The organism is Thalassovita mediterranea, from assembly GCA_019448215.1.
Classification (GTDB): domain Bacteria; phylum Pseudomonadota; class Alphaproteobacteria; order Caulobacterales; family Hyphomonadaceae; genus Henriciella.
Genome location: CP080408.1, coordinates 453337 through 479473, shown reverse-complemented (window position 1 = coordinate 479473; position 26137 = coordinate 453337). Strand labels below are relative to the sequence as shown.

General features: G+C 60.9%; 25 protein-coding genes. 9 read left to right on the top strand and 16 right to left on the bottom strand.

Annotated features, from left to right (window positions below; all coding sequences use genetic code 11):
• Window positions 1-147 carry an entericidin A/B family lipoprotein gene (locus KUV46_02315; GenBank protein QYJ01238.1) on the bottom strand — a complete coding sequence of 49 codons (147 nt, stop codon included), beginning with the start codon at window positions 145-147 and terminating at the stop codon, window positions 1-3.
• 124 nt (window positions 148-271) lie between these two features.
• Here KUV46_02315 and purQ point away from each other — a divergent pair, with 124 nt between their 5' ends.
• Together purQ and KUV46_02305 are read left to right on the top strand one after the other, a co-directional pair.
• Window positions 272-934 (top strand): phosphoribosylformylglycinamidine synthase subunit PurQ, encoded by a 663-nt coding sequence (purQ, locus tag KUV46_02310; protein ID QYJ01237.1) that lies wholly within the window; start codon window positions 272-274, stop codon window positions 932-934.
• Between the two features lie 57 nt (window positions 935-991).
• Window positions 992-2179: a DUF418 domain-containing protein gene (locus tag KUV46_02305; GenBank protein QYJ01236.1), complete on the top strand. Its 1188-nt coding sequence runs from the start codon at window positions 992-994 to the stop codon at window positions 2177-2179.
• Here the strand turns inward: KUV46_02305 and KUV46_02300 are convergent.
• Window positions 2161-3279, bottom strand: coding sequence for a GNAT family N-acetyltransferase (locus KUV46_02300; GenBank protein ID QYJ01235.1), 1119 nt, complete (start codon window positions 3277-3279; stop codon window positions 2161-2163). The two genes, KUV46_02305 and KUV46_02300, sit on opposite strands and share 19 nt — an antisense overlap.
• A gap of 149 nt (window positions 3280-3428) precedes the next feature.
• On the opposite strand from KUV46_02300, the gene KUV46_02295 reads away from it, so the two are divergent.
• Complete coding sequence (locus KUV46_02295) at window positions 3429-4658, top strand: DUF3089 domain-containing protein (GenBank protein QYJ01234.1); 1230 nt, start codon at window positions 3429-3431, stop codon at window positions 4656-4658.
• A 19-nt stretch (window positions 4659-4677) separates the two neighbouring features.
• On the opposite strand, the gene KUV46_02290 is transcribed toward KUV46_02295, so the two are convergent.
• Entirely contained in the window at window positions 4678-5808 is a 1131-nt protein-coding gene (locus tag KUV46_02290; GenBank protein QYJ01233.1) for an FAD-binding oxidoreductase, read from the bottom strand.
• Window positions 5809-5959: 151 nt separating this feature from the next.
• Here KUV46_02290 and KUV46_02285 point away from each other — a divergent pair, with 151 nt between their 5' ends.
• Both KUV46_02285 and KUV46_02280 read left to right on the top strand, forming a co-directional pair.
• Window positions 5960-6184, top strand: a complete 225-nt coding sequence (locus KUV46_02285) for a DUF2945 domain-containing protein (GenBank protein QYJ01232.1) — start codon at window positions 5960-5962, stop codon at window positions 6182-6184.
• Window positions 6181-6525, top strand: coding sequence for a hypothetical protein (locus KUV46_02280; GenBank protein QYJ01231.1), 345 nt, complete (start codon window positions 6181-6183; stop codon window positions 6523-6525). The genes KUV46_02285 and KUV46_02280 overlap by 4 nt, the downstream gene beginning before the upstream one ends.
• Before the next feature lie 79 nt (window positions 6526-6604).
• Here the strand turns inward: KUV46_02280 and KUV46_02275 are convergent, their stop codons facing one another.
• Window positions 6605-7213, bottom strand: a complete 609-nt coding sequence (locus tag KUV46_02275; GenBank protein ID QYJ01230.1) for a hypothetical protein — start codon at window positions 7211-7213, stop codon at window positions 6605-6607.
• A 271-nt stretch (window positions 7214-7484) separates the two neighbouring features.
• Here KUV46_02275 and purL point away from each other — a divergent pair, with 271 nt between their 5' ends.
• Together purL and KUV46_02265 are read left to right on the top strand one after the other, a co-directional pair.
• Entirely contained in the window at window positions 7485-9740 is a 2256-nt protein-coding gene (purL, locus tag KUV46_02270) for a phosphoribosylformylglycinamidine synthase subunit PurL (GenBank protein ID QYJ02335.1), read from the top strand.
• Between the two features lie 283 nt (window positions 9741-10023).
• Complete coding sequence (locus tag KUV46_02265; GenBank protein ID QYJ01229.1) at window positions 10024-11898, top strand: M2 family metallopeptidase; 1875 nt, start codon at window positions 10024-10026, stop codon at window positions 11896-11898.
• Window positions 11899-11975: 77 nt separating this feature from the next.
• Here the strand turns inward: KUV46_02265 and KUV46_02260 are convergent, their stop codons facing one another.
• Window positions 11976-12947, bottom strand: coding sequence for a M20/M25/M40 family metallo-hydrolase (locus tag KUV46_02260; GenBank protein QYJ01228.1), 972 nt, complete (start codon window positions 12945-12947; stop codon window positions 11976-11978).
• Window positions 12948-13026: 79 nt separating this feature from the next.
• Here KUV46_02260 and KUV46_02255 point away from each other — a divergent pair, with 79 nt between their 5' ends.
• Window positions 13027-13260 (top strand): BolA family transcriptional regulator, encoded by a 234-nt coding sequence (locus tag KUV46_02255; protein QYJ01227.1) that lies wholly within the window; start codon window positions 13027-13029, stop codon window positions 13258-13260.
• A 6-nt stretch (window positions 13261-13266) separates the two neighbouring features.
• On the opposite strand, the gene KUV46_02250 is transcribed toward KUV46_02255, so the two are convergent.
• Genes KUV46_02250 through KUV46_02240 form a run of 3 tightly spaced genes read right to left on the bottom strand, consistent with a single transcriptional unit; the run spans window position 13267 to window position 17231 of the window.
• Window positions 13267-14472 carry a hypothetical protein gene (locus tag KUV46_02250; GenBank protein QYJ01226.1) on the bottom strand — a complete coding sequence of 402 codons (1206 nt, stop codon included), beginning with the start codon at window positions 14470-14472 and terminating at the stop codon, window positions 13267-13269.
• Window positions 14473-14514: 42 nt separating this feature from the next.
• A complete protein-coding gene (locus tag KUV46_02245) occupies window positions 14515-16344 on the bottom strand; it encodes an ABC-F family ATP-binding cassette domain-containing protein (protein QYJ01225.1) in 1830 nt (609 codons plus the stop codon).
• Between the two features lie 47 nt (window positions 16345-16391).
• Window positions 16392-17231 carry an ABC transporter permease gene (locus KUV46_02240; protein ID QYJ01224.1) on the bottom strand — a complete coding sequence of 280 codons (840 nt, stop codon included), beginning with the start codon at window positions 17229-17231 and terminating at the stop codon, window positions 16392-16394.
• A gap of 230 nt (window positions 17232-17461) precedes the next feature.
• On the opposite strand from KUV46_02240, the gene KUV46_02235 reads away from it, so the two are divergent.
• On the top strand, window positions 17462-17989 hold the full coding sequence (locus KUV46_02235; GenBank protein ID QYJ01223.1) for a GcrA cell cycle regulator: 528 nt from the start codon (window positions 17462-17464) through the stop codon (window positions 17987-17989).
• Between the two features lie 94 nt (window positions 17990-18083).
• Here the strand turns inward: KUV46_02235 and KUV46_02230 are convergent, their stop codons facing one another.
• From KUV46_02230 to KUV46_02195, 8 genes are all read right to left on the bottom strand, one after another.
• The gene (locus KUV46_02230) at window positions 18084-19832 is read right to left on the bottom strand and encodes a cation:proton antiporter (GenBank protein QYJ01222.1); all 1749 of its coding nucleotides are present in this window, start codon (window positions 19830-19832) and stop codon (window positions 18084-18086) included.
• Between the two features lie 137 nt (window positions 19833-19969).
• The gene (locus KUV46_02225) at window positions 19970-20650 is read right to left on the bottom strand and encodes a TorF family putative porin (protein QYJ01221.1); all 681 of its coding nucleotides are present in this window, start codon (window positions 20648-20650) and stop codon (window positions 19970-19972) included.
• Window positions 20651-20810: 160 nt separating this feature from the next.
• Window positions 20811-21623, bottom strand: coding sequence for an SDR family oxidoreductase (locus tag KUV46_02220; protein QYJ01220.1), 813 nt, complete (start codon window positions 21621-21623; stop codon window positions 20811-20813).
• Between the two features lie 69 nt (window positions 21624-21692).
• On the bottom strand, window positions 21693-22157 hold the full coding sequence (gene rlmH, locus KUV46_02215; protein ID QYJ01219.1) for a 23S rRNA (pseudouridine(1915)-N(3))-methyltransferase RlmH: 465 nt from the start codon (window positions 22155-22157) through the stop codon (window positions 21693-21695).
• A gap of 16 nt (window positions 22158-22173) precedes the next feature.
• Window positions 22174-22539 (bottom strand): ribosome silencing factor, encoded by a 366-nt coding sequence (gene rsfS / locus KUV46_02210; protein ID QYJ01218.1) that lies wholly within the window; start codon window positions 22537-22539, stop codon window positions 22174-22176.
• A gap of 81 nt (window positions 22540-22620) precedes the next feature.
• Window positions 22621-23208 (bottom strand): nicotinate (nicotinamide) nucleotide adenylyltransferase, encoded by a 588-nt coding sequence (nadD, locus tag KUV46_02205; GenBank protein QYJ02334.1) that lies wholly within the window; start codon window positions 23206-23208, stop codon window positions 22621-22623.
• A gap of 57 nt (window positions 23209-23265) precedes the next feature.
• Entirely contained in the window at window positions 23266-24540 is a 1275-nt protein-coding gene (locus KUV46_02200) for a glutamate-5-semialdehyde dehydrogenase (GenBank protein ID QYJ01217.1), read from the bottom strand.
• Window positions 24541-24624: 84 nt separating this feature from the next.
• On the bottom strand, window positions 24625-26079 hold the full coding sequence (locus tag KUV46_02195) for a TrkH family potassium uptake protein (GenBank protein QYJ01216.1): 1455 nt from the start codon (window positions 26077-26079) through the stop codon (window positions 24625-24627).
• Window positions 26080-26137: the final 58 nt, after the last annotated feature.

Below are 26137 nucleotides of genomic sequence, written 5' to 3'. Positions count from 1 at the left end.
TCAGGTTTCGCTTTCAGCGCCCTGAGCTGCGCCGCTAACGGCTTCGCCAGTTGCTTCGACGTCTTCGCCAACGCCTTCAACGGTGTTGCAGGCAGCGAGGGTGCCCAGCGTCATCAGGGCAGCGAGAGAGAGTGCGATCTTCTTCATTTTCGATTTCCTTCTTCGGATAATCCATAACAGCCGGGCCGGACCTCCCGACCAGACCTGCTAATTAAATCCCACCGACATCTTTGGTTCCCAACGAGGTCGCAATCCTGCTAAAGGGAGCGCCATGAAAAGCGCTGTGATTGTCTTTCCCGGATCGAATTGTGACCGCGACGCCCAGACGGCCCTGACAGAGGTCATGGGTACGCCGCCAGCGATGGTGTGGCACAAGGATGGCGAGCTGCCTGAGGACCTCGACCTGGTGGTCGTGCCTGGCGGGTTTTCCTATGGCGACTATCTTCGCTGCGGCGCGATGGCGGCGAACTCTCCGGTCATCGAAGGCCTGCGCCGTCATGCAGACCGGGGCGGCTATGTCCTTGGTGTCTGCAACGGGTTCCAGGTGCTGACAGAAACGCAGCTTCTGCCCGGCGCGCTGTTGCGTAATGCGGGCCTCGATTTCGTGTGCCGGCCGCAGCCGCTTCGCATCGAGACCAGCAATTCGGCCTTCACAAGTGCCTATGGCGACCGCGCCGAGATCACGATCCCGATTGCGCACCATGACGGTAACTATGTCGCCGACGAAGAGACTCTGGACCGCCTGGAAGGCGAGGGACGCGTTGCCTTCCGCTACAATGGCAATCCGAATGGCTCTGCGCGCGATATTGCCGGCGTCCTGTCGGAAAATGGCCGCGTCCTTGGCCTGATGCCACACCCGGAGCGCGCAATCGGCGGGCATGAGGGCGGCGATGATGGCCGCGGCATGTTCGAAAGCCTGCTGTCGGCGATCTAGGTTCGCAATTCCGAAGTATTGAGGCATACTCTCCTCGACCTTGGGGGAGGGTGACGCATGACTTATCTGGAAGAAACTCGGGCGGCCGGACGGGAAATCTTCCCTGATCTGGCGCGCGCTTTCGCGTTGATCGGCATCGCGCTGGTCAATGTCGCCATTTTCTCTCATCCAATGATGACGGGCTATACGGACCTGCAAGGGGCCGACCAGTGGGCCTATTTCGGGGTGAATTCCCTTTTCCTGCTCAAATCCTACACACTCTTCTCTTTCATGTTCGGTGTTGGCTTCGCCTATCAGATGATGGCGGCAGAGCGCCGGAGCGTCGGCTTTGCGGGCCGATACTGGCGCCGGATACTTGGCTTGCTGATACTGGGCCTGCTCCACGTCGCATTGGCATTCCAGGGCGATATTCTGGTGATCTACGCGATCCTTGGCTGCTTTCTGTTCCTGTTCAGAAAGTCGAGCGCGAAAACGCTCATCCGCTGGGGTATTGGTCTATATGCGGTGCAATTCCTGATCGTTCTTCTGGGGCTAGGCTTCTTCTGGATGGGGGCGACCTTTGCGCCCGAGCAGATGGCCGCGGAAATGGAGACGAGCGCCGCAGCGGCAGATGCTGCGCGTCAGGCGTTCGGGGAGGGTAGCTTTGCAGATGCCTCGGTCCAGCGCTTCGTCGATTGGTCGATGGTGCTTGTGGGCGGCCTGTTCATGCAGGGCATCGGCGCGATGTCGTTCTTTGTCTTCGGCCTCGCGGCTGTTCGCTATGAGGCGATTTCCGATCCGCGCAAGCCAATCTGGAAAACGCTCAGGCGGTTTTTCCTGCCCATTGGCGTTGCTGGTAGCGTCTGGGGCGGATGGCTGATGGCGTCATCAGGTAGCGGAATGATGAGCGTGGACATGCTGGCAGGCATGACTGTGATCACTTTGTTCAGCCCATTCTCGACGGCGGGCTATCTGGGGCTCATCGCGAAGTGGGCGGAAAAGCCAGAAGGGCGTATCAAGATCTTCCTCGCGCGCGGCGGGACCGCATCTCTGACGGCCTATATCCTGCAGAGCGTGCTCTTCTCGCTCATCTTCAATAATTACGGGCTGGGACTCTACGACGAGGTTGGGGCTTTCGTGTCTATCGCCATCGCTTTGGTGGTCGGCTTCGGTTCGATCGCGGTGGCCAGCCTCTGGCGCATCAGGTTTTCGCGCGGCCCGCTTGAAGTCCTGCTGCGCGGCTGGACCTATCTGGGCGCGCGCTGAGGCGCCACCCGCAGGGCAAAGTGGAAGTCGCCCTCATACCCTGTTGGCACCCAGTTCCGGGCAAACGCGCCCTCCTGATCAGCGAATGAGGCGTGGGCGGGGTCGTAGGAGAAGCGGCGATGGAGGCGCAGGCCGGTGCCTTTGAGGTCTGGCGCGCTGAAGCGATCCGAGAAGGGAAGACGAAGCCGTGCGGCACCCGCGGCTCGCGCGATCTTGCGCGCTGATCGGATGAGTTGCGCAACCGTGGCGGCATGCGGCACGCCGGGGGCAAGCTCCAGATCAATAATGTCCAGGCCGGCAGGTTCAAAAGCGTTCGGTTTGCTGAGGATGACGAGCATCAGTCCTGCGATTTTCGGACCCTCCCGGGTTGCGAGCAGGACACTACGGCCGGGCGCGTCGGGATCGGATAGCAGATAATCGTAGAAGGCCGCGCTACGGACTGGCAAGGCTGGGCGACTGGCGCGCAAGTCTGCGTCGAAGGAATTGATTTCGCGCGCGTGATCTGTGGCAGATGGGTCGAGCCAGTCGCCTGCCTGCAGAAGCTCACGCGAATGGTCTGCGAGCGGCTTTTGCTTCACAGCGAACCATTCGCGCGCCGAAAGTGCATCGTATATACGGTTAGAGCGCGCCATGCGAGAGAAGGCGAGACCCGTGCCCATTGCGGCAGGCCTGACTGGCCATTCAATCCGGTTGCGGGCGCCATCGCCCAGCCAGGCTTTCATGCCTAGCTTCTTGTAGAGGCCTGCGGAGGTCGCATTGTTGTTTAGTGAATAGACCGATGCCAGGCCGGGATAGGTGATCGCGCGTTTGGCCAGCCGTGCGCCGCTGCCACGCCCTTCTGGCCCAGCAATAAAGGTGTGGCCCGTCGCCGTCCTAACGGGCTCATTGTTCAAGACGAAATCGCGTGCCTGCAGGCCCACCATAGCGACAACGCGGCCTTCCTTCACGGCGACGAAGCCGGCCGGAATGTCGCCCTGCTGCGGGTTTTCGAACAGCGCCCAATGCCAGCCGGCATGACTGCGCCATGGAAAATCGACCTTCGCAACAAGGTCCATGACGCCTGGAAGGTCGCCGGGAATGATCGTCCTGATTTCGGTCAAGCGCGGTCCTGAGCTCTAGCCCTGCGGGATCAGCAGGCAGTCGAGGGCTAGCGCAGAGAGGTTGAAAAAGAATTTGCCCGATTTGAACTATTCGAAATCGATGGGCGGGGTTACTCAAGGGAAAAGATAGCTAGAGGGAGAGCTGATTGATGAAAATCCAGACGAGTGTCATCGCACTGTTGGGCCTGACGCTGGCCGCATGTGGCGGTGCAGAGGAAAGCGCTTCGCCAGAACAGGCCGCAGATGACGTCGCCGAGGCGAGCGAGAGCGACGCCGATGCGGTTGAGGATACGGCGCAAACGGTCGAGCAGGCTGACTATGGCGATATGTCAAACTGGCTCTGTCACCCGGGCAAGGAAGATGACGCCTGTTCCGAAGACCTTAGCTACACGGTCGTCAACGCCGATGGTACGCTTGAAGAGATGGCGTTTGAGCCTGCAGAGGCCCCGCCCATCGACTGTTTCTATGTCTATCCGACGATTTCCTTCGACTCGACGCCGAACAGTGACCTCTATGCCGGGCCGGAGGAGAAGCGCGTTGCCGCCTCGCAGTTTGGCGCATTTGGCGAGACATGCCGCCTGTTCGCGCCGGTCTACCGCCAGGTCACGCTGACCCACCTTCAGAGCATGATGGGCGGCGCTGAGTTCACTGCAGACCCAGAGCTCGGCTTTGGTGATGTGGTCGATGCGTGGAACACATATCTCGAAACCGAAAATGACGGGCGCGGCGTTGTCCTTGTCGGGCACTCGCAGGGCGCGCGCATGGTCGAGCGCCTTCTGCGTGAGGAAGTCATCGGATCGGATAGCGAAGACCTGATCGTCTCGGCGATGCCGATCGGCTACACGATGTATGCTGACGCCGATACCGGCAATGTCGGCACATTTCCTCTGTGTGAGAGCGGCGATCAGACAGGATGTGTCATTGGCTATGTCAGCTTCCGCTCTGATTTCCCGCCGCCGGAAGATAGCCGCTTCGGGAATATGGGGCCGGACGGTCAGCGGGCGGTCTGCGTGAACCCGGCTGAGCTGTCAGGCGACGATGGTGAACTGGATGCGCGTCTATCGCAGTCTGGCTTCTTCGGGATCGAGAATGCGTCCTTCGTAGAGGGGCAGTCGATCACGACGCCTTATGCGGCTATGCCGGGCATGTTGTCTGCCGAATGCGTCGAGACCGACGGGCACACTTATCTCGAGGTGACCGTCGACGGTGATCCAAGCGATCCGCGCGCCGATGATATTCTGGGTGACGTGGTCGTTGGCAACAATGTGCTTCGCGACTGGGGCCTGCACCTCATCGACATGAATGTCGCGATGGGCAACCTCGTCTCCATCGTGGAGGCGCAGTCTGACGCGTGGACCTCTGCCAGCGCTGAAGAATAGGAAAAGCGGTTAGCCCGGTTCAGGCATTTGCGCTGAGCCGGGCTGCCAGCTCTGCATGGCCTTCGACCATGCGTGTGATCTGGGCCGGGTCCGGCTCCAGCGTGTCATCGCCCTCATCATGCGTGCCGCCGAGCACGATGCCGGTCTTGCGCGGGAACATGTAGAGGACGCCGCTCGAGGTGGGGGCGACGTAGGAATAGGTCACATCCGGTTGGGGCAGCAGATGGCTGAGCTGGCCTTTTACCGGCACCAGCGTGTCGTCACCGAACAGGCCAGCTGCGCCAAGGCCGGTACAGTTCACGATGGTCTGCTCCGGTAGCGCCATCACATCATTGATGGAGGCGAGGCGTACGCGCACCGTGCGCGCGCCAGCAAGCTGCGCGTCCTGCAGGATGGCATCGAGATAATAATCAGGGTCAATGATCATCGCCTTGAAGCGCTCTTCATAGGCATAACCGAACAGCGTGTTCTCGGTCGACGTGTGAAGGGCGGGATAGATATCGTCGCCGCCCGGCAGCTCGTAGCGCGGTGACGGGATGCGGCGGCCAAGCTGGTGGTGGTCGGCCCAGTAGACGCCATATCCCGGCCGGTTCACGTAAGGCAGGAAGCCATAATAGGCGAGGCGGATGAGTTTTCGGTTCATCGCCAGCCATTCCTGGCTGACGGCCGAGCGATTAAAGTAACCTGTCGGCATCCAGAGAACGCCCGCAACATTGGACGTGGTGTGCGGCGGCAGCTGTTCTGCATAGATCGTGACGTTATGGCCGCGCCGGGCCAGGATGAGGGCCGCGGTGAGGCCCTGAACGCCGCAGCCAAGGACGGCGATATCAAGCGCGCCGGTAGCGGTCGCTTCATCGGCAGCGACGGAGGCGGTGCCCCATGACATGGTCACGCCGCAGCCGCCATGGCCGTAATTATGAATCACCGTCTTCTCGCCGAGCTTTTCAGTCTCCAGCCGGTAGCCTGTGGGCCGGTAAGGGCGATGGCCGACCACGGTGCGGGTGATGCGCGACAGGCTGGACTGAACCGGGACGTAGCTCGCGTATGGATTGGCCGGGGCAGGCGGCGCTAATGTCTCTGTTGCTGGACGGGTGGCACAGGCGCCAAGCGTGGCAAGACCCAGTCCGTTCACAAAATCGCGTCGCCGCATTCAATCCACCTAACGTCAATCTGCTGCCCGCCCGCCAGTCGCGACAGTGCCTGCAGCCTGCGACGAGAGCAAGGCTTTCGCCGCCGCCATCTGGAACTGCGGGCCGGTTCTCCGGTTCATCCTTGGCAGACAGCAACCAAAGGAACAGCATATGTCGAAGGGAAAAGGATATAATGAAGGCGACAAGGTCGAATGGGACTGGGGCAATGGCACCGGGTCCGGCAAGATCAAGTCAGTCTACACGCAGAAGCGCACGGTGAAGATCAAGGGTGAGGACATCACTCGCGACGCCAGCGAAGATGAACCGGCCTATCTGATCGAGAGCGACGATTCAGAAGTCCTCAAAAGCCATTCCGAGGTTCGGAAGGCATCATGAGCACGCCGAAGAAATATGAGGACATCGACTTCGAGCCGCCCAAGAAGGTTGCCGATGAAGCTGAAAAGGAGCTGAAACTTCGCGAGGAGTTTGACCGCGGCGGCACGGATGTCGGTGTTGCGCGGGCCCGGGACCTGAAGAATCGCCAATCACTGTCGCCCGACACGATTGAGCGGATGGTCAGCTATTTTGCCCGCCACGAGGTCGACAAAAAGGCTGACAATTTCGGAAATGATGACGACCCGTCGGCCGGGTATATCGCCTGGCTCCTATGGGGCGGGGACTCCGGCAAGGACTGGAGCGAACGCGTGAAGTCCCAAATGGAAAAGGCTGACGCCTGAGGCGCTTGTCGCCACCGGAGCTAAAAGAAAGGCCGGTGCGGTTCTCGCACCGGCCTTCATGATGTAGAGACCTGAAACCTTATTCCTCGGTTTCGGCCTCTTCATCCATTTCGCCTTCAGCCTCTTCTTCAGCTTCTGGACGTTCCGGGCGACAGTCGTTGACGAGGGTCTTCATCTCTTCGCCCGCGGGGACAACGATCTCATCCTGGCCGGAGCGGACGCGTATAGCGTCATTCGCGTTGACGAGCGTTGCGACACCGTTGGTGGCAGGATCAACCGAACCGCCAATCATCGGCGTTTCCATCTCGAGCGCGACGGCATCGATGCTGACATTGCCAGCAGAGGTGAGGAAGTCGATGGAGTCGCCGCCTTCGCTGGTCGCGCGCTGCACGACGAGCGTCTTGCCTTCGCCTTCAACCTGTTCTGCGCGGCAGATCAGCGTCAGCAGGGTTTCACCTTCGGATGAAAAGCTGACGGCCGGGTCGCCGCGATCAGTCGATGTGGCCCAGCTGCCTTCCATTGGCGTTGGCATATCGCTGGAAACGCCCGCATTTGACTGGGCTTCAGCTGCGGCCTCTTCCATTGAAGGGCCAGGCGCCGGCATCGTGCCGTCTTCGCCGCTATAGCCGGCTTCATTACCGCAAGCTGCAAGGGCGGCGGGCAGGAGTGCTAACAGGATCAGTCTCATGGAAGGTATCCTTTCTTTCACGTATCCAAGAACCGGTGCACCAACGCAAAACCCCACGTTCCGGTTTCGAGATTGGTCGAATTTGCGGTGAGCGGCGGCCGTCCGACGGCTTCATCGCGGTAGCTTGAACTGGATAGAAGCGCGCAAATTCCGCATTGGAGCATTGTCCCCGGCCCGCGCGGCAAGTATCGAGCATCTCAGCAGACCCAATCAGAATCGAGCACCTCAATTGACCGACACTTCTGACCTCGCCAACCGGATCGTTTCTGCCATGCAGGCCGAGCAGTCCGAAACCGACGCTGCCGGCCACGGCATCAATGCGGAGGAATGGGACCGGCTGGTCACAAGGCTGGGTCGCAACCCGAACCTTGTCGAGCTTGGTATCTATTCGGTCATGTGGTCGGAGCACTGCTCCTACAAGTCGTCGCGCCGTCACCTGTCGAAATTCCCGACCAAGAATGACCGGGTCATCCAGGGGCCAGGCGAGAATGCGGGCGTCATTGATATTGGCGACGGTCAGGCGGCGATCTTCAAGATGGAGTCGCACAACCACCCGTCTTACATTGAGCCTTACCAAGGCGCGGCGACGGGCGTTGGCGGCATTCTGCGCGACGTGTTCACCATGGGCGCACGCCCGATTGCGCTGGTCAATGCGCTGCGCTTTGGCGACCCGAGCCACCCGAAGACGCGCTCACTTGTGGCGGGCGTTGTCGCGGGCATCGGTGGCTATGGCAATTGCGTCGGCGTGCCGACCGTGGCGGGCGAGACGCAGTTCGACGAAGGCTATAATGGCAACATCCTCGTCAATGCGATGGCCGTTGGTCTCGCGGACCAGGACAAGATTTTCTATGCGCGCGGCGCAACGCCCGGGAACCAGATCTTCTATGTCGGCTCCAAGACGGGCCGCGACGGCATCCATGGCGCGACCATGGCATCGGCTGAGTTCTCTGAAGGCGACGAGGAAAAGCGTCCGACCGTGCAGGTGGGTGACCCCTTCACGGAGAAGCTGCTCATCGAGGCATGCCTCGAGCTGATGGCGACCGATGCCATTCAGGCCATTCAGGATATGGGCGCGGCGGGTCTCACCTCCTCGTCTGTCGAGATGGCTGACAAGGGCGGCATCGGTATCGAGATGGACCTCGACAAGGTGCCTCAGCGCGAAACCGGCATGACCGCCTACGAGATCATGCTGTCGGAAAGCCAGGAGCGGATGCTCATGGTGCTGAAGCCCGGCAAGGAAGACCTCGCCAAGGCGGTCTTCGAGAAATACGACCTCGACGCTGAAGTCATCGGCATGACGACTGATACCGGTCACATGGTGCTGAAGCAGTTCGGCGAAGTGGTCTGCGATATCCCTGTCGCGCCGCTGGCAGAAGATGCGCCGAACTATGACCGCCCTTGGGTTGAGCCAAAGGCGCGCGCGCCGCTCGATATCTCGAAGTATCCGGAGCCTGAGGATTACGGCGAAGTGCTGCTGAAGCTCATGTCCTCGCCGGACATGGCCTCCAAGCGGTGGATCTGGGAGCAGTATGACCGCCATGTGATGGGCGATACGGTGGACAGCTCACAGAGCATGGGCGACGCCGCCATTGTGCGCATCCACGGCACCAACAAGGCGCTCGCGATCTGTTCAGACTGCAACCCGCACTATGTCGCCGCTGACCCGTTTGAGGGCGGCAAGGCTGTGGTGGCAGAAGCTTATCGCAACCTGTCCAGCGTCGGCGCAACGCCGATCGCCATCACCGACAACCTCAATTTCGGCAATCCGGAAAAGCCCGCCACGATGGGCTATATCGTGAAAGCCATCGAAGGCATGGCCGAAGCCTGCCGTGATCTCGACTTCCCCGTCGTGTCCGGCAATGTCAGCCTCTATAACGAGACCGATGGCAAGGCGATCCCGCCGACGCCCGTGGTTGGCGGCGTTGGCCTGATCGAGGATGTGTCCAAGGTCGCGACGCTGAAAGGTGCGCAGCCGGGCGATGCTCTGATCCTGATCGGTGATTTTGAGAATTGCGCCATGGATGCCTCGCTTTATGCGCGCCAGTGGCTCGGCTTAAAAGGTGAGGAGCTCGGTCCTGCCCCGCGTGTCGATCTCGCTTCTGAAATCGACAATGCAGCGCTTGTGAGGACGCTGATCAGCAAAGGTCTCGTCAATGCGGTACATGACGTCAGCGATGGCGGCATTGGATGCGCGCTTACTGAAATCGCTCTAGCGAGTGACATGGGCATTGAGGTCGACATCAGTGCGCGGTTTGGTGATCTTTCGCCGCTACGCTTCCTGTTTGGTGAAGGCGGCGCGCGCTATGTTGTGGCCGCGAAGGGAAGTGAAGACCCGATCTTCGACCTGATCGAAGCCGAGGGCGACAAGGTGAAATGTCTCTATCTTGGCTACGTTCAGGAAAAGGGCACACCGACGATCAGTCTGGTGCATGATGCCCGCAGCGGCAAGGCGACCAAACTTGCCCTCTCCACCCTGCGCGACGCCCATGAAGGCTGGCTGCCGCGCTATATGAAGGGCGAGGACTAGTCCCCCACAGCGCACGCGCTGCGCGTAGATGTATAAAAATTCACTGTTTTCTGATCCGCTATAGTTTATGCAACGTATGCGTGTGCGAGAGGAAAACCGTCGATGGTGGCCTTGTGCCTCTTCTTCTCGCGCGCGCGCCAGCGTTCTAAAGGATGCTGGCGCGCCAAATTTTTTCTAGCCTTCTTATTTCTGCCGCTCAGCACGTGGATTGAACTTCCCGCCGCTCTGGCATTGACCTTTCATGCGGCTGGCGCTTCGGTGCTGCCATCATGGAGGTTCCCCAATGAAAACCAGTCTGATTTCCACCAGCGTGTTCGCGCTCAGCGCGGCGCTGCTTGTGTCCTGTACAAACAATTCCGGTGAGGTGCCGCCTGCCGAAGTGCCGGTTCCGCCAATGGCGGGTGACCCGGTCGAGGCAGAGAGCACTGAAGTTGCTGAAGCCCGCGCCTTCCTGGAGCGCGCTGATGCAGAGCTCGGCCAGATGTCCAAGGAGATCAGCCCGATCTTCTGGGAGCAGGCGACGAATATCACGGATGAGACGAATGCGGCCGCAGCCGAGGCGGGTGCCCGCGCAACCACAATGGCTGTTTCGCTCGCCAATGAGTCCAAGCAGTTCAACGATGTCGACCTGCCAGCAGACCTCGCGCGCAAGATGCAGCGGCTTCAGTCGGGCGTCACCATTCCGGCCCCATCGACCGAAGGCGCAGCCGAAGAGTTGTCGCAGATCACGACTGGCCTGGAGGCGACCTATGGCACTGGCACCTTCAATTATAAGGGCGAGGATCTGAACCTCGACCAGCTGTCGACCATCATCGAGACGAGCCGCGACCCGGAAGAGCTGCAGGCTGTCTGGGAAGGCTGGCGCACCATCTCGCCGCCGATGAAGGATGACTATGCCCGAATGGTCGAGATCGCCAATGAAGGCGCGACCGAGCTTGGCTACGACAATCTGAAAACGATGTGGCTGTCGAAATACGACATGCCGCCGGAAGAAATGGCGACCGAGGTCGACCGTCTCTGGAGCCAGGTGTCACCGCTCTATGAAGAGCTGCACTGCTATGTGCGGGCTGAACTCAACGAAGAGTATGGTGACGATGTCCAGCCTGCCACGGGCCCGATCCGTGCGGACCTGCTTGGCAATATGTGGTCGCAGCAATGGTCGAACATCTATCCGCTGGTTGAGCCGGAAGGCCTGCCGGGGCAGGGCTATAACCTGACCGATGAGCTGATCGCGGCTGACTATGACGCCATCAAGATGGTCGAGACCGCAGAGGCGTTCTTCGTCTCGCTCGGCCTTGATCCGCTGCCGCAGACTTTCTGGGAGCGGTCGATGATCGTGCGCCCGGAAGACCGTGAAGTGGTGTGTCACGCGTCTGCCTGGGACCTCGATGACGAGGAAGATGTGCGCATCAAGATGTGTACCGAGGTGAATGCCGAGGACTTCTACACCGTCCACCACGAGCTGGGGCACAACTACTACCAGCGCGCCTACAAGGATGTGGATTACCTCTACAAGGACGGCGCCCATGACGGCTTCCACGAGGCGATTGGTGACTTCATCTCGCTCTCGATCACCCCATCCTATCTGGTCGATATCGGGCTTATCACCGAGGATCAGGTGCCGGGCGAAGAGGCCGACATCTCGCTTCTGATGAACACCGCGCTCGACAAGATCGCCTTCCTGCCATTCGCCATCACGGTCGATAGCTGGCGCTGGGACGTGCTGGACGGCACGACGCAGCCTGCAGACTATAATGATGCCTGGTGGGCAAAGCGCACGCAGTATCAGGGCATCGTCCCGCCGGGCCCGCGTCCGGCAGACGCGTTCGATCCGGGTGCGAAGTACCACATTCCGGGCAATACGCCGTATCTGCGTTACTTCCTGTCCTACATCATGCAGTTCCAGTTCCATAAGGCTGCCTGTGAGCAGGCTGGCTGGGATGGCCCGCTGCATCGCTGCTCGATCTACGGAAACGAGGAAGTCGGCGCACGCTTCAATGCGATGATGGAAATGGGCGCATCAGAGCCTTGGCCAGACGTTCTGGAGACCTTCACCGGCACGCGTGAAATGGATGGCTCTGCGATCATCGAGTATTTCGATCCGCTGATCGGCTATCTCGAAGAGCAGAATGAAGGCCGCAGCTGCGGCTGGGAATAGGGGCGTCGCCCTCTAGAAACTGAAAAGCCCCGGGCGAGCGATCGTCCGGGGCTTTTTATTGGTTACGAGGGGCTTGCCTATTCGGCGTTGCTGGCGACGTGCTCATCTATGGCTTCCGCGACCATTAGAACTGTATCGACCGCCCTCGCAAACGTGTTCGGGTCGACCTTGTCGAACGTGTCGGTGACCTTGTGATAGTCGGCATGGTCTTCGACGCCGAGATAGATGATCGGCACCCCTGCGCGCAGGAAGGGGGCATGGTCTGACATGGTCGACCAGTCCTGATTGCCCCATTCCGGGCTGTCATGCCCCTTGCTGAGCGTCAACGGGGCTTCGGCCGCGACCGCGTCGATCACCGGCACCAGCTCAGGATAGTGATAGGTGCCGACAGCAAAGATCTCACCCTTGTCAGCGCGTGAGACCATGTCGAGATTGAGGTTGAAGGCGAGGCGGTCTTCAATCTCCTCGGGCAGGTCGTGAACAAAGGCGGCGGAGCCCGCAATTCCCATTTCTTCAGCGTCAAAGAAAGCGAAGACGAGCGTGGTTTCTGGCGCGTTCTGCTGGAACCAGCTGACCGCTTCCAGAAGCGCGGCGACACCAGACGCATTGTCGTCCGCGCCATTATAGATGCCATCCTCACCCGTGCCGACATGGTCATAATGCGCCGACATGACGATGACGGGTGCGTCCGGCGCATAATTGATGACGGCGAGAAGGTTGGTGCCGCTGACGCCTTCCTTGTCTTCGGAGAAGCTGGCTGTCTCAAACGAGGCTTCAAAGCCATCGGCAAGCAGCGGGTCCACGCCGCGCGCTTCAAGCTGGTCGATGATCCATGCGCGGGCCTTGAGATTGCCCGGCTCTCCGGTCTTGCGGCCTTCGAACTCATCAGAGGAGAGCGTCTCCAGCGCAGACAGCGCCCGGGCACTGTCATGGAACTGCGCGGTGTAGGCGGCGGTCGCGGTTGCTGTCTCTGTAGCAGCGGGATCGGTGGCAGGCGGGCTTGAGCAGGCGGCGACCAGCAGGCCGGCGGCGAGGACGGATCGGATCATCTAGGCTGAGAACTCCATGGTATGTCGCCTTGACCATAGGCCCATTGGCCGCCATGTGCGAGCGGCAAAGGAGACTGTCATGGCAATGGACCGCGAGACCCTCGAGACCTATCTGAAGGACGCCTTCCCGGAGGCGGACATCACATTGACGGATCTTGCCGGTGACAATGACCACTGGCAGGCCGAGATCGTCTCACCGCAATTCAAGGGCGTTCCACGCGTGCGCCAGCACCAGATGGTCTATGCGGCCCTTAAAGGGAAAATGGGCGGTGAGCTTCATGCGCTCGCGCTCAAGACACGGGCGCCAGACTAGGCGCGTCTAGTCCTCATCCATGACAGTGCTGCCAATCGGGCCGCCGAGTGGGTCTGGATACTCAGGATAGCCTTCCGGCCAGCTGGCCTCCTCGTCGCTGCCATTCTCATCATCTGAGGAGCGCTCACGCTCGCGATTGTTGCGGGCGATTGGCTCTACGCGGCTATTGGCTGGCAGGCCGTCGACATAGCCTGCGGCAGCTTCAGCGTCACCCGGCATATTGCCCATGCGCTGAACGGAATAGGCCGTGCCATTGCGCTGTAGAGGGCTTGGCAGGGATGGCAGTCGACTCGGACGCGGCAGGGGCGGGCGCGTGTCGACCGCTGCGCTCGCCGCAGGCGCCGTGGGGCGCTGCGTTCTCGTCGATGCCGCTCTCGAGACATTGGAAGCAGCAGCGGCCGTTGCAGCGGATTGTCGTTGCGTTTGGGTCGGGGCCGGCGTCGAGGAGGAGACGGTCCGGCGGGTTACCGTGCGGGTTGGCGCCGTTGACGTTGCCGGACGCTGGGCAGCCACGGCCGTGGCGGCAGGCGACTGGACTGGGCGGGTCGTCACGCGGCTAGAGATGGTGGGCGTCGATGCGCTTGGCTGACGGTTCACCTGCTGGGAGCGGGCCTGAGAAGCGACCGATGTGGTTGCAGCGCGCGTCGTGGTGTTGCTGGCGAGCTGTGTGCGTGTCGTCGGCTGTGCCTGCTGGCGAACAGGCGCCCTTTGCACAGACGGCGCGACCGGCGTTGGCAGCATATGGCTGGTGGCTGCGCCGTCCGGGGCTGGTGGCATGGAGGCTGTCGTTGCAGCCGTCTGACGGGTTTGCGCATAGCCGCCCGAAAGTGCTTGCGACCGCGGCCGGGCCTGCGTGGTGGCGGCAGACTGGACAGGCGTCCGGCTCATCTGCGGTGCTGCGCTCACGCCGCTAAGGCCGGACGTATAGCCGGGGCGCGACTGGCTTTGCCCGGCGCTGCTCTTCAATTCGCAGCGGGGGCCGACGCGGAAAGTCGGCGGGGTCAGCGACCAGGCGACACAGCGCTGATCTTCGGCGCAGGACTGGGCGCAGGCCTGAAGACCGCGCGCGCGTTCTGATGAATAGGTCTGCCCGACACGGTAGCTGTCAGTCTCAACCGCGTCGTCGGCCAGGGCAGGGGCGGTGAGGCCCGTTGCCATTATGGCGAGTGCTGTAAGGCGGCCCAGAAGGGCGGGCTTGGCAGAAAATGACATCTTCATACCGACCAGAATAAACCGGCATGGATTAAGAGGTGGTTAGGCTCCAGAGGCCTTCTCAAGCTCTTCTTTCATGGCCTCGATTTCCAGCCAGACCATTTCTGCCTCGTCGAGTTCGCTGCGCGCAGCTGCGAGGCGGTCGCTGACTTTCTGGAATCGGCCCGGATCCTTATTGAACAGTTCGGGGTCCGAAAGTTCGCTTTCCAGCTTCTCGATCTCGGCGCTGAGACGCGGCATTGCGGCCTCGGCTTCCTTCAGGCGGTGCTTGTCCTTGAAGGAGAGCTTGGCTTCGCGTTTCGAGCCGCCTGAAGTTTGGGTGCTGGCCTGCTTCTTCTGCGCCTTGTCGGCTGGTTTGGCAGCTGTGCGCGTGCTGAGTGAGGGCACTTGGCGTGCCGCATCGCTCCAGCCACCAGAGGTTTCGACCCAGCGGCCACCGCCTAAAGGCACAAGGCAGCTCGTCACGATGGCATCCAAGAAAGCGCGGTCGTGGCTGACGAGGATCAGCGTGCCGTCATAGTCGCTCAGCATCTCCTCAAGAAGGTCGAGCGTCTGCATGTCGAGATCGTTGGTCGGTTCGTCGAGGACGAGGACGTCGGCAGGCTGGGCGAGGGCAATCGCCATGGTCAGCCGGTTGCGTTCACCGCCAGACAGGGCAGACACTGGCTGGCGCAGCTGTTCAGGTGAGAACAGGAAGTCCTTGGCATAGCCGGCGACATGCTTGGGCTGGCCTTGAACGATGATGGAGTCGCCACCTGCAGGCGTTAGCGCTTCCCACAGCGTTTCGTCGGGCTTCAGCGTGTCGCGCGTCTGGTCGAGATAGGTGACGTTCAGCGTCTGGCCGATCTTCACAGAGCCTGTGTCTGGCGCGAGCTCTCCTAGCAGGATTTTGAGAAGCGTCGTCTTGCCGACGCCGTTGGGGCCAACGATGCCGATCCGGTCACCTTTGAGGATACGAAGCGACAAGTCCTTGGCGATCACCGTGTCATCGAAGCTCTTCGAGATACCGAACGCCTCGAGCACCTTACGGCTCTGGCTGTCGCCGCTTTCGGCGCTAAGGCCCGCGGTCGACTTTGCGTCATTGACCAGTGATTTCTGCTTGGCGTGCTGGGCGCGCAATTCGTGCAGGCGCGACAGACGGCCCATATTGCGCTTGCGGCGCGCCGTGACGCCGCGTGACAGCCAGTGCTGCTCTTCCTTGAGGTGGGTCTTCATTCGCTGAAGCTGCTTTTCCTCTTCAGCCTCTATCCCGGCGGCCCACTCATCGAATTCGGCATAGCCCTTGGGCGACTTCCAGACTTTGCCTTGACGAAGCCAGAGCGTGGTGGTCGTGACATTTTCAAGAAAGCGGCGGTCGTGGCTGACGAGGAGGACGGCGCCGGAGAAAGATTTGAGGCGCGTCTCCAGCGTCTCGATCATGGGGACGTCGAGGTGGTTGGTAGGCTCGTCGAGGAGCAGGATATCCGGGTCACGCGCAAAGGCGCGGGCAAGGGCGGCGCGCCTAATCTGGCCGCCGGATAGCGTCTTCGGGTCGGCTTCAGGGTCGATCCCGAACAGGCCCAGTTCGGCCTCAGCCATCCAGATTGCTTCAAGGTTCTCAGCTGCGTAATCGAGCACGGTGTCGAAAGATGAAAGGTCCGGCTCCTGCTCAACGGTTGCGACTTCAACGCCGGGCTGGCGCCAGAGATCGCCCGCGTCCGGCGCATGGGTGCCAGTGACCAGCTTCATCAGCGTGGATTTTCCCGCCCCGTTGCGTCCGACCAGCGCAGCACGTTCACCGCGCGCAAGGGTGAAGGTCACGCCCGTAAAGATCGGTGTGCCACCAAAAGTCAGCTCGACATCAGCGAGCCGGAGAATGGGAAGGTCTGCCATGGGGTGTGAGGTGCGGCCTGCGGGCAGGTCCCGTCAAGCCAGCTTCATCAGGACTTCAGCTTGTAACCTGTCCGGAACAGCCACCAGACCCAGAGGCACGCCAGGAAGGTAAAGGCCGCCGAGGCGATAACGCCAGTCATCAGCGAGGAGTTGGAGACCCCGATGAAGCCTGCGCGGAAACCGTCGATCAGGTAGAAGATCGGGTCGAAATGAGCCGCGGTTTGAAACGGCTCGACCAGCACCTTGATGTCGTAGAATGTGCCAGACAGGAAGGTCAGCGGCACAATTACGAAGTTGGTGATGGCGGCCAGGTGATCGAACTTTTCTGCCCAGATGCCGGCGATTGCGCCGAGGGCAGCAAGGAAGATCGTCGCCATCAGGCTAAACCAGATGATCGGCCAGATCATCGAGATATTGAGATCGGCAAGACCTGAGAAGTGAATGGCAAGACCACCGATTACGCCGACCATCAGGCCGCGCGTGACGGCGCCGAAGATGAAGCCAAGCGTCAGTTCCAGCGGGGACAGCGGCGGCATCAGGAAGTCGACCTGGCTACCTTGCACTTTGGCGATGGTCAGCGAGGAGGAGGTATTCTGGAAAGCGTTCTGCAGCATCGACATGATGATCAGGCCGGGCGCGAGGAAGGCATTATAGTCGAGACCGGCAAAGTCACCCGTCAGCTCACCTCGGTTTCCGAAGGCCAGTTTGAACACGGTCATGAACAGAAGCGTCGTGATGACGGGGGCGAACAGGGTCTGCATCCAGACCTTCAGAAAGCGGCCCACCTCACGCTGGTAAAGCGTCCAGAGCCCGATCCAGTTGATCGCGCCATAGTTGCGCGGCGGGGCGGGAAGCGGGCGGGCATCTGCAGAAATCTGATCGCTCATGCGCGCTATTTAGGGTCTCGGCTGGCCAATGACGATAGCTAAAAACTTCTGGCGCAAGGATTTTTCGATTCTATCCACAAGGCCATACTACATATAGAAAGGTTGTGGAGAACTCTGATCATCATGTTGTGTTTCGTTTCGCCTTAGATACGATATATAGGTGTTCAGCACGGCGGCAAAAATGGGCCGTCACTATATCTAGGGTCGCACAACGCCAGGAGGCCATCCAAATGTCATGGACCGAAGATCGCGTCGATGTTCTGAAGAAACTGTGGGCAGAAGGTCACTCAGCCAGCCAGATCGCAAAGCAACTCGGGGGTGTGACCCGCAATGCCGTGATCGGCAAAGTGCACCGTCTCGGACTGTCCGGCCGCGCAACGCCGTCGCGCCCGGTGAAACGCCCGCCGCGCCTGGCGCGTCCAAAGCCGCAGATCCAGGCCACGGGAGCGGTCGAGGTGCAGGCGCCAACGGCATCCCCGGAAGAGAGCCGGATTCGCCGCTCCGATCAGCAGGCAATCCTGTCCGCACTGGCGCCAGCGCCCGTCGCAGACGGCGAAGCTGCAACGATCCTCACCCTGCGCGACTCCATGTGCAAATGGCCGATCGGTGACCCGGCAGATCCGCAATTCGCTTTCTGCGGCCGCAAGTCGGACTGCGGTCCGTATTGCACCGAGCATGCGAAAGTGGCGTTCCAGCCGCAGCGCAAGCGCGACCGCAAGGGCGGCGAGGAAAAGGTGGCCCGCAAGATCGCTGGCTAGGCGGTCTTCTGGGACAGATCAAAGAAGCCGGGTGCAGCACGCGCCCGGCTTTTTCGTGTCGAGGTTTGAGACGTGGCTCAGGTCATTTCGAAGATCAGGCGGCTTCTGTCTCGACGCGTTCGCCAATCTCTCTTGGTTCATCGACCTCGAAACGGTCAGCCTCGCGGGACACCCAGTCAGCGACTTTTTCTTCCTCCACGCCAAGCTGGCGGAGAATATCGGCTGCCATCTCGATACCCTTCGGCTCTCCCATGGAGATCCAGGCGCGCATGCCGAGATTGGCGAATTTTCGCCGGTCAGCTTCATTGTCGACTGAGACGAAACGCGTTGTATTCGGGAATTCGCGCTGCGAGGCTGGCGTGAGGTCTCGCGAGACGTCATAGCGCGGCGCCCCGATGACGACGGCGCGAGGGTTCGGTCCGGCCACCGCTTCCACGAGGCGCAGATTGGCGGCATTGCCGAAGGCGACCTTGTAACCATCGGCAATTGCGGACACGAACCGCTCCGGCTCTGCGTCGAGACAGACATGGGGGATGTCATGGTCGGCCAGCGCGTCGGCTGCAAGGCGTCCAGCCTCGGTCATGCCGAAAATGATGACAGGGCGGTCCGGGCCGATCGGCGTGATCTCGTTCACCGGGCGGGTCTGGCCCTTCAGCATGTTGGCGACCTTGCGCGACAGGCGCATGCCGCCAGCCGCCCAGAATGGCGCCGCCGCAAGCGAGAGCGCGATCGAGGCAACAGCAATCGTATCAAGCGCCGGTGGCACGGCGTCTGTTGTCATCACGAGAATGGACAGGACGACCAGCGTGAATTCCGAGCCCTGCGCCAGAAGGAAGGAGAGCTGCACGCTGCCCGGATTGCTCCACTTGTTGAGGCGCGCGGCGGCAAAGCCGGTCAGCGTCTTCACGAGCAAGATCGCAACGGTGACGCCGAGTACGATAGGCCATCGCGCGAGCAGCACACCGAGATCGACCGACAGGCCGACCGACATGAAGAAGAAGGAGAGAAGCAGGCCGCGAAACGGACCTGTTTCCATCTGTACCTGATGCCGGAAAGCCGTCCCTGAAACCGCAAGACCGGCCAGGAAGGCGCCAAGAGTCAGGGAGAGGCCGAGGAAAGCGGTCGCCGAAGCAGCGCCGAGGACAAGCAGCAAGGTGACGGCGGTAAAGGCTTCCTGATTGCGCGTCTGGGCGAGCCCTCGGAAGATCGGACCCATCAGGTAGCGACCAGCGGCGAAGGCAACTACGAAGGCGAGCACGGCGAGGCCGGCGGCCTTGGCGAGATTAAGCGCGAGCTGCATCCCGTCCCCGCCCGCGCCGAGTGAGTTGGCGAAGATGAGCAGGAAGATCGCGACGATATCCTGAAAGATAAGCACATGCGTCGTGGAACGACCGAGCGGGCAGGAGCCGAGCCCCCGTTCCACCATGACGCGCGAGACAACGGCGGTCGACGACAGGCCAAATGATATGCCGAGCGCGAGCGCTATGGGCCAGTCGAGCCCGAACAGTGTCAGCGCAATCGTGAAGGGGACGCTGGTGAGGACCAGGTGCGCAGGCGCAAGCCCCATCAGGTCGCGTTGGCTCTCCTTCAGCTCACGCAGGGAGACGTGAAGGCCGATGTCGAAGAGCAGGAAAACCACGCCCAGCTCTGCCAGCAGGTGCGTCGTCGAGCTTTCCTCCATGAGTCCGAAGACGTGCGGTCCCATGAGAATGCCGACAGCAAGATAGCCAACGATCGGGGAAAGTTTTAGCGCCTTCGAGGCCAGCGCAGCGGCGCCGCCTGCGGCGAGCAGGGTCATGGCTGGGATCAGCGCGTCAACTGGTGCTGTAGCCGGGTCTGCCATGCCGATCCTCCTCTGGCCCCTATATTGGGCCATTGATTGATTAAAGAAAGACCGCCGCTCCCATTGAAGCGGCGGTCTCTTGCCAGACCCGGTGACGAATTCTTTCGGACCGGGTCTGGTGAGGAGCTTGGTTCGGCTTAGAGCGAACGGCCGATCGACACGACGAAGTACTCGTCGATGGCGTCGCTGTCCGTACCGATGAAGCGGAAATCAAGGTCAAAGCCTTCGAATGACGTCGTCAGACCGAGCGAGTAGTCGGTGTAGTCGCCGCCTGCGTCCACGAAGTCGGAGTAACCGACGGTCGCGTCAATCGAGAACAACTCGTTGATCGGAAGCGCTACGCTACCTGCGTAGTAGAAGGCATCGCCGATCTCAAGATAGAACTCTGGCGAGTAGGCCACCGAAGCGCCAACTTCGAGCGTATCGCCAAGCGTGGTGCTTGCACCGGCATAGGCTTCGAAGAAGTTCTGCTCTGGATTGTCCGGTGCGTCCGGGTACCAGTAATAGATGACGCCGAGATCAAGGTCGAACGCGCCGACAGTTGGCGTCCAGCCAGCATAGAGATCGATTTCGGTGGACGTGCCGTCGCCGAAGTCGACGCCGGAAGCCCAAGTGCCGACATAGAAGCTGTCACTTGCCCAGTCGAAACCGCCCTGGATCATCGGAGCTTCGTCAGTCTGCGTAATGCCGCGGAAGACATAGTTCGACGTGAGCGTAACGTTGCCGCTCCATTCGCCCTCTTCCTGCGCGAGAGCAGGTGTTGCCATGACCACTGTTGCAGCTGCGAGCGCCGCAAGGCGTGTGAATGATTTGAGCATTGTTACTACCTCCTTTGCATCCTCATCACGAGGCACAAACTGGAGGGGTGCTCAAAAGTCAGCCATGATGAAGTAATCGTAACCGTAAAATTTTGCGCCGCAGCACGAAAATCAGGCACATGGCGCAAAAATCGCCTGCATAAGGTGCTGATTAGGTCGCTTATCTCGCAGCGAGAGGGGCGTAACCAAGGTGAGTCCCCGCATCGACGAGCAGTGTTTCACCGGTGACGTGGCGTGAAGCGTCGGTGAGGAAAAACACTGCAGAATCTGCGATATCGTCTGGCCCGCTGGCTGCGTTGAGCGGCGTGGATCGGGCAACGCTTGCCTCAAGGCGCTCATATTGCTCAGCGCCCATTTCATCCTTGAACCAGCGTGTCCCGATAAAGCCGGGGCAGACAGCGTTTACGCGGATGGCTGGGGCGAGCGCGCGGGCAAGCGACAGGGTCATCGTATTGAGTGCGCCCTTGGTGGCGGCATAGGCAACCGATGAGCCGATACCCGTCACGCCTGCAATCGAGGAAATGTTGAGCACGGTCGATGCACGGCCGGTCTGTTCGAAGGCCTTCACCATGAGCGGCTTGCAGGCCTGCATGACCAGAAACGGCCCGGCGACATTCACGGCATAGGTGTCGAGGAAATCCTCACGGCTGAGCGCGTCGAGGTCAGAATGGTCTCGGGCGTGGCGGGTTATGCCTGCATTGTTGACGAGGATATCAAGACGGCCCCAGGCAGAAGCGGCATCTGCCAGCTTCCTAGCACCTTCATCCGTCGACACATCGGCGGCGACCAGCTGGGATTGCGCGCCAACTTCGTTACAGGCTGCCACTGTCGCCTCACCATCGACGATGCTTCGCGTGCAATTGATGATGACGTCGGCGCCGCGTTCAGCAAGGCGCAGCGCGATGGAACGGCCAAGCCCGGTTGCTGAGCCCGTTACGATTGCCTTGCGTCCTGCCAGATCCTTGTCAGCCATGCCTGTTTCCTTCCCGGTTTTCTTTGGCGTCACTTGGCCCGGTGAAGGCTGCGGCGTCAATCGGGCCGCTCAGGCTTTATGATAGGGAAGGCCTGCTTCCAGGCTTGCAGCCCGGTAGAGTTGCTCGGCAAGCATGACCCGGACGAAGCGATGCGGCCAGGTCTGGACACCGAATGCCATTGTGTGCGGAACAGCTTCACGCACCGCTGCGCCATAGCCCTCGGCCCCGCCAATCAGGAAGCAGAGATCGGGCAGGCCCTTGTCGCGTTCATTGGCGAGGAGGCTCGAAAATGCGGTCGAGGTGTATTGTTCGCCAAATTCATCAAGGCGGATTGTGCGTGCACCTGCAGGGATCTTGGCGAGGATGCGGTCAGCCTCTGCGTCGAGGCCGCCAGAGGAGTCGACCTCGACCAGGTCAGCACTACGAAAGCCGAGCTGGCGCCCGGCTTTCCTGAAACGGTCTATATAGTCGTCGAAGAGGTCGCGTTCGGGGCCTTTTTTTATACGGCCCACAGCGATTATCGAGATGCGCACAACTCAGGACCGCCGATCAGGCGTGTCCATGCGAGCTGTCGTCTGCCCAGATCTTCTCAAGGTTATAGAAGCTGCGCACTTCCGGGCGGAAGAGGTGAACGATGATGTCACCGATATCGAGAAGCACCCAATCAGCATTGGGCAGGCCCTCGACCTTTACAGGGCGGCCTGTGACTTCTTTCATCGTCTGGGAAAGATGGTCTGCGATTGAGGCGACGTGGCGTGCTGAGCGGCCAGACGCAATGATCATCACGTCAGCCAGGGATGATTTCCCCTGAAGATTGATCGAAATGATATCTTCGGCCTTATCATCTTCAAGATTGTTGATGACGGAGTCGGCGAGCGCGCGAATGTCATCAGCACTGGCTTTGGCGGCCTTCAATGGCTGCGGGCTGGAAGAGGGCAGGGCTTAATCCTTTTTTCTCAATACAACCCGCTTCATAACATGCGAGGCCTAGCGGCTCTAGCCTTTTTGCGCGTGCGCTCGCAGTTGGGTTGAGGAGGTCGCATCGAAGGGGGCTTTCAGATAAACCCAGGCTGGTGGCTCCATGAATGGCAGGCAAGCGGCGTCACGCTCTGGCAGGCGGAACTTTGCGAAGCGGCGCGCGAACGGAGAACTGAGCGCGCGCGGGCCTGCATCTGGGCGAGACACGATGCAGAGCGGCAGGGTCGCGGCCACCGATTCCCAGTTCTTCCAGTCGTGAAAGTTGCGCAGGCTGTCGGCGCCCATGAGCCAGACAAATCTCGCATTCCGGCTATGGGCCGTGAACGCCCGGACGACGTCTGCGGTGTATCGAAGGCCCGCCCAATGTTCGAAATCACTGACGAACATTTTCGGATGGCCGCCTGCAAGCTCCCGCACGGCGTGCAGCCTGTCATAGAAATCAGCAGGTTTCGATTTCAGCGGGTTACCACTCGCCGGCAGCCAGTAGATCCAGTCGAGACCCAGCCGTTTCATCGCTGTCTTTGCGACGTGGAGGTGGCCCGAATGCGGCGGGTCGAAGGATCCACCGAATAGACCGATGCGCTGGGTGGTCTTTGCGGGCGGCAGCGTGCGCACAGGTGACAGGAAAGAGGATGGCAAAATCAGCGGGCTTCTTCTGTCTCTTCAGGGCCGGGTCTGGCCCTTGCCGCGCACGACATATTTGAATGTCGTCAACTGCTCGGCGCCTACCGGGCCGCGCGCATGAATGCGGCCAGTCGCAATGCCGATCTCCGCGCCCATGCCGAACTCCCCGCCATCGGCAAACTGGGTCGATGCGTTGTGAAGCACGATGGAGGCGTCTACCTCGCGCAGGAAACGCTCTGCGGTGGAGTTGTTCTCCGTGATGATCGCCTCGGTGTGGCCGGTGCCATAGCGCGCAATGTGGGCCAGCGCGCCATCGAGATTCTTCACCACTTTGATCGACAGGATCGGCGCGAGATATTCGGTGCGCCAGTCTTCTTCCGTGGCCGTCTTCATGTCAGGCAGTAGCGCCTTGGCCTGCGCGTCTCCGCGCAGCTCACATCCCGCATCCCGCAAGGGCGCGGCGATAGCTGGCAGAAGGCGGGCAGCCACGGTTTCATTGATCAACAGCGTTTCCATTGCGCCGCAGACGCCGGTGCGCCGCATCTTCGCATTGAAGGCGATGTCGATGGCTTTCTGAGGGTCTGCGTCCGCATCGATATAGATGTGGCAGAGACCCTCAAGGTGACCGATGACCGGGATGCGTGCATCCTTCTGGACCCGTTCGACAAGGCCTTTGCCGCCACGTGGGACGACAACATCGAGGTTACCTTCCAGCCCGCTCAGCATGTGTCCAACCGCTTCGCGTTCACGCGTGCCAACAAGCTGAAGCGCGTCAGCGGGAAGCCCCGCGCCTTCAAGGCCAGACCTGAGCGCCGTTGCGATGGCGAGCGCAGAGTTGAGGCTTTCGCTGCCGGCCCGCAGGATCGCGGCATTGCCCGAGCGAAGGCACAGCGCCGAGGCGTCGGCCGTCACATTCGGGCGCGATTCATAGATGATGCCGATCACGCCCAGAGGTGTGCGTACGCGTGAAATGTCGAGCCCTGAAGGGACGGTCCAGTTCGCGATTGTCTCGCCGACAGGATCCGGAAGACCGGCAATCATGCGAACGGCGCCTGACATGGATCGCATCCGTTCTGGCGTCAGCAGTAGCCTGTCCAGCATGGCGTCTGACAGCTGCTTCTGTTTGGCTTGCTGCATATCAAGCGCGTTGGACTTCAGGATGTCATCCTGCGAGGTTTCGAGGGCATCCGCCATGGCAAGCAGTCCGCGGCTGCGGTCTTTTGCTGTGAGGTGCGACAGGCGCATCGACGCGGCGCGCGCACGCTTGCCCATGCCAATCATCATGTCGGCAAGGCTCGTTTCGGATGTCTGCATAATTCGGCTCATCGTGAGCAGTGTGTGCCGGAAACCCGATAGGCGTGCAAGCCGGTGAGCGGCACCTTGCGGAGCGGTAAGCCTTTAGCCGCGCCAGAAACGCGACGTCATCAGTGTAAAGACGGCGACAAACTCAAGCCGGCCAAGCAGCATTGTGGTCAGACAGACCCACTTGGCGGCGGTTGGAATGTTCTGGAAGGTGGAGGACGGGCCGATTTCAGGGCCTAGGCCGGGGCCGACATTCGAGACGCTGGTCGCCGCACCGGAAATTGCCGAGAGCGGGTCCATCCCTGTCAGCGACAGGAGCACCGACGCGACAACGAAAGTCGCGAGATACAGGAAGACAAAGACCATGACCGACTGCAGCGTGTCAGAGGAGACGACGCGGCCTGCATAGCGAACACGCACGATGCGGTTGGGCCGGACGATCTGGGCCGCATAGGCGGCGACTGCCTTGAAGCTAATCTCCAGCCTGAACATCTTGATGCCGCAGGCCGCTGACCCTGCGCAGCCGCCAAGGAACGTCGCCGCCAGGAAGATGATGCTGACAGGGCCGCCCCAGGTGTCATAGGGCGCCGAGGCGTACCCCGTGCCGGTCATGATCGAGATAATGTTGAACAGGGCCTGCCTGAAGCCGTGAAAGATATGGTCGAAGACGGGCGGGTCGACGACGGCTTCATGCCAGCCAACGATAACTACCGAAAACCCGACCGCGAGCCAGAAATATAGCTTTGGCTGCGGGTCAGACGCGAAGGGGCGCCAGCGTCCATGCAGGATCAGCAGGGTGAGCAGGCTGAAGGGCAGGCCTGCGACGAACATGAAGAAGGTCGCCGCATAGGCCGCAGGTGTGTCGCTAAAATAGCCGAATGACGCGTCATGGGTTGAGTAGCCACCCGCCGACATCGTTGTCATCGCGTGAGCGATGGCGTCGAAGGCGCTCATGCCGCAGGCCGCATAGACGATCGCGCAGATGGCAGAAATAAGTAGGTAGACGATGCCAGTCTGCGCCGTGATCTCGGTAATGCGCGGCAGGAATTTGCCAGACATGTCTGAGCTCTCGATCTGGAAGAGCTGCATGCCGCCAACGCGCAGCATGGGCAGGATCACGATCGCGGTCACGATGATGCCGATACCGCCAATCCATTGCAGGATCGCGCGCCAGAGCAGGATACCGCGCGGCGTGGAGTCGAGGCCGGTCATGACGGTCGCGCCTGTTGTCGTCAGGCCCGATACGGCTTCGAACATGGAGTCGGTAAAGCTCATCCCGTAGCTGATGAAGGGGATGGTCGCGATCAGGGGCAGGGCGATCCAGATCACGACGGTCAGCAGGAACGCTTCGCGTGCGCCGGTCGATGGGGGCGCACCGCCCGACAGGACAGCGAGGCCCGCGCCGATCAGGATGCTGACGGCAGACGAGACCAGGAAGATCGGCCACTGGTCGGAATTGTCAGCAATATCAAGCAGGGCCGACGGGATCATCGCAGCGCCCAGCAGGGCAACCATGATGCCGATGGCAAATATGACGGCTCGAATCTGCATGCCTGACAGCCTCTAACACCGAACCGGGCCAGAGGTCGTCAAATTCTTCAGGCCATAA